The organism is Daejeonella sp. (assembly GCF_049655485.1).
Taxonomy (GTDB): Bacteria; Bacteroidota; Bacteroidia; order Sphingobacteriales; family Sphingobacteriaceae; genus Daejeonella.
In genome coordinates this window covers 1-1,588 of the sequence record NZ_JBASJU010000058.1, presented here as the reverse complement: position 1 = coordinate 1,588, position 1,588 = coordinate 1, and the positions used below count along the sequence as shown (strand labels likewise).

Sequence of the window (1,588 nt, the reverse complement as noted above, 5' to 3'; positions counted from 1 at the left end):
CTCTTGCACCTAATCCGAATCCACTTGATAATGCAATTTGAGGATAAAGTGCAACACCGCTATAACCTCCATTGTCCTCTGGCAACGTATAGTCGGCGAGATTTAATCCCAACTTGAACCCATCAGTTAGCTGGTAAGCAGTGGTTAAGTCCAGAATTGTTCCAGATCCGTAGGTTGCCGCGCCTCCTCCGCCCCTTCCTGAAAGAACATTTAGATAAGCAGTCCATCCTTCGGCAGGGCTTAAAGATAGTTGGGCGCCGAAATGTGAGACCCCATTTATATCCTGAAAAGTATTCCAGTCACTAAATAACCCAACCATTAACCCTACTTTATCAGTAAAGGCGAAATTGGCTTTAACACCTGCATTCTGGAAAGGTCCATTGGTAAATAGATACGAAGTTGAATAATTAAAATTCCCTACTGGAGAGATCACTTCATATCCTACAAAAGTACTCATATAACCTGCGGTCATTGAAAACGCGTCGTTAAATTTATAGGATCCGTAAAGATTTTGAATATTGAAGCTATTGGTTGTATTACTCACATCTCCTGTAGGTATAGATTGATATTGCCCACGAGGACCAAAAGAAATGTCTCCTACAAAAGATGCCTTTCCTGCAGATTTCCTGAGAATTACATTTAGCATTCCTAATGAAATCGAATTCTGGTCTGTTGCGAAACTGGTAGATATATTTGAACTTCCACTTGTAGCTTTAAAATCTGAAAAGTCATATTTGTAATACAAATCCCCGGAGCCGGATATTTCTAAAGGAGCGCTTCGTGGCGCGTCCTGCCCGAAGGACTCCGATATTAAGGTCATAGTTACTAAAATCGCTAAAGCTAGATTGTAAAATTTTTTCATGATTGTTGGTTTTTAAGGTTTATAAAAGATCCATATCGCAATGGCTTACCATAATTGATTTACGTGGAGTTTTCAAATTAAAAAGTGATTTTTGGATATATCCAAGGGAATAATAATCTTATTTAATCCAATTTTTATATAAAATCATCTTTAAGTCAGATATATTCACGTAATATCGCCATTATTATATATAATTATAGCTAAAAAGATAAAATATGTAAAAAATAATCAATCTTATCTCGTTTTTTTAATCATAATTGCTAAATATATAATTTTTCTAGATCTTTTAAAAGTTTTGTTATCTATTATTCAAACCTTTCGCTAATTTATATTGGCTATTGTACTTTCACAATACAACTTTTAAACATAATACTAAAAACCAATTAAAATATATTAATATTCTGAATAAAATAAGGCATTATTCCCATTTAACTAGAATAATTAGCCGTAAATAACATATTTATCTACATCGATGGAGAAATAGGCACCTAAATCGTGATTTTTAGTTGAAAAATTAAATGATTTTTCAACTAAATGGATGCAAATTAAAGAAACCGTGTTATGGCATTTCTATCTTCAGGAAAATCTTGATAAAGGAATGCGGGAAGTCTCTGCGGCAGAGACATTAAGGGAGAGTGAGCCTTTAGGTCAAATAAAAAATGCGGCAATAACCTTATTGAAGTTAATTCCGTTGATACATAAATAATATTAGGAAATATTACAACC

2 protein-coding genes are annotated in these 1,588 nt (G+C 33.8%); one reads left to right on the top strand and one right to left on the bottom strand.

All coding sequences use genetic code 11. The annotated features are described in order from the left end of the window. On the bottom strand, positions 1 to 862 hold an 862-nt coding region (locus WBJ10_RS02440), incomplete at its 3' end, for a porin (protein ID WP_424287962.1). Positions 863 to 1,400: 538 nt separating this feature from the next. Here WBJ10_RS02440 and WBJ10_RS02435 point away from each other — a divergent pair. Continuing rightward, positions 1,401 to 1,568: a hypothetical protein gene (locus WBJ10_RS02435; protein WP_424287961.1), complete on the top strand. Its 168-nt coding sequence runs from the start codon at positions 1,401 to 1,403 to the stop codon at positions 1,566 to 1,568. The last annotated feature ends 20 nt before the right edge of the window (positions 1,569 to 1,588 follow it).

Excerpts from the sequence above, each read along its gene's own strand:
- WBJ10_RS02435 (WP_424287961.1), top strand. The coding sequence starts at position 1,401 with ATGCAAATTAAAGAAACCGTGTTATGGCATTTCTATCTTCAGGAAAAT.